General features: G+C 66.5%; 3 protein-coding genes. All 3 read left to right on the top strand.

Translation table 11 applies throughout. The features are described from left to right. Nucleotides 1-524: tRNA (adenosine(37)-N6)-threonylcarbamoyltransferase complex dimerization subunit type 1 TsaB (gene tsaB / locus EOA27_RS35960; RefSeq protein ID WP_127258668.1), on the top strand; the 524-nt coding region annotated here is incomplete at its 5' end. Beyond that, entirely contained in the window at nucleotides 524-1,018 is a 495-nt protein-coding gene (locus EOA27_RS35955) for an N-acetyltransferase (protein ID WP_040985961.1), read from the top strand. The genes tsaB and EOA27_RS35955, both read left to right, overlap by 1 nt. 27 nt (nucleotides 1,019-1,045) lie before the next feature. Then, the coding region (locus EOA27_RS35950) for a lysophospholipid acyltransferase family protein (RefSeq protein ID WP_145970814.1) at nucleotides 1,046-1,533 on the top strand (488 nt) is incomplete at its 3' end.

Below are 1,533 nucleotides of genomic sequence, written 5' to 3'. Positions count from 1 at the left end.
ACCCTGACCTGGACGCCGTTGCCGTCTCGATCGGCCCCGGCTCCTTCACCGGCCTGCGCGTCGGCGTATCGACCGCGCGCGGCCTGGCGTTGGCGCTGAAAATCCCGGCGATCGGCGTGACGACTCTGGAAGCCCTGGCAGCCGAGGGCGCGAAGGCTTTTCCCGGGCGCGCGGTGCTTGCAGCGCTCGACGCCGGGCGCGAGGAAATCCATGCGGCGCTCTATGATAGAGCGTTAGCCAAGACTTACGGACCATCCGTAGCTACGCTTGCCGAGGCGGTGGCCATGGCCATCAGCGCCGAAGCGGTGCTTGTCGGAACCGCCGCGCCGCGGATTGCCCACGCGGCAGGTCGTGCCTTCGACACCGGTCCGGTCGCCGCCACCGCCGATATTGCCACCTATGCCAGGCTGGCCGCCGCCAAGGGACCCGGCGAGAAGCCGAAGCCGCTCTATCTGCGTGGCGCCGACGCCAAGCAGCAGGCGGGTTTCATTCTGCCAAGGCAGGACAAGGGAAGCGAACCCTGATGCGCATTCCGTTCTTTCAGCCGCGCCGCAGGGATTATGCGCTGGAACCGCTGACGGTCGCCGACAGCGCCGCTGTTTCGGTGCTGCACCGCGAGGATTTCGTGCGGCCCTGGACCGATGGCGAGTTTGCGGCGCTCCTCGAACAGGACACGGTCTTCGGCTATGCGGCGCGGGAAACAGGTCAGGGCTCCAAGCCGCCGGTCGGCTTCGTGCTCGCCCGGCTCGCAGCCGGCGAGGGCGAGATCCTGACCGTGGCCGTCGCCCGCAGCCATCGCCGCCAGGGCCTTGGCTGGCAATTGATGGACGCGGTGCTGCGCGAGCTTCATGCGCAGCGCGCCGAAGCGCTCTTCCTCGAGGTCGACGAGACCAATGCGCCCGCGATCGGGCTCTACCGCAGGCTCGGCTTCATCCAGGTCGGCCATCGCCCGAACTATTACCGTTCGACCGAGCACGGCCCGACCGGCGCGCTTGTCATGCGCCGCGATCTTCGCTAGCCAATCCGCGCGATAGGGCCGGAGCGAATGATCGAGAAATTGCGGATTTTCCTGGCGCTCTTCTATGTGGTCGTCTGTTCCCTGGTGCTGGTGCCGCTGCAGATCCTGTCGATGAAGACGGGGCTGTGGCCCGAAACTGTCATCCTGAAGATCTGGCACAGCATGATCCTGCGGGCGCTGGGCATGCGGGTGCATGTGACGGGCAGCTTGGCCAAAGACCGCCCTCTGCTGGTGGCGGCCAACCACATTTCCTGGACCGACATCATGGTGCTCGGCTCCTTCGTCGATGTGAAGTTCATCGCCAGGGCCGACATGGAGGGCTGGCCGCTGATCGGCATGCTGTCCAAGCTGCAGCGCACCGTCTTCATCGAGCGCGAGCGCAAGCGCACCTCCGGCGACCAGGCCAGCGAGATCGCCAAGAGGATGGCGAAAGGCGACGCCATGGTGCTGTTCGCCGAAGGCTCGACCGGCGACGGCAACCTGGTGCTGCCGTTCAAGAGCACGTTGTTCGGCGC

It is taken from the genome of Mesorhizobium sp. M2A.F.Ca.ET.037.01.1.1, assembly GCF_003998075.1.
Classification (GTDB): domain Bacteria; phylum Pseudomonadota; class Alphaproteobacteria; order Rhizobiales; family Rhizobiaceae; genus Mesorhizobium.
This window is presented reverse-complemented; position numbering and strand designations above follow the sequence as displayed.

What these genes read in the sequence shown, in the direction of transcription:
- EOA27_RS35955 (WP_040985961.1), top strand. Translation starts at nt 524, where the DNA reads ATGCGCATTCCGTTCTTTCAGCCGCGCCGCAGGGATTATGCGCTGGAA.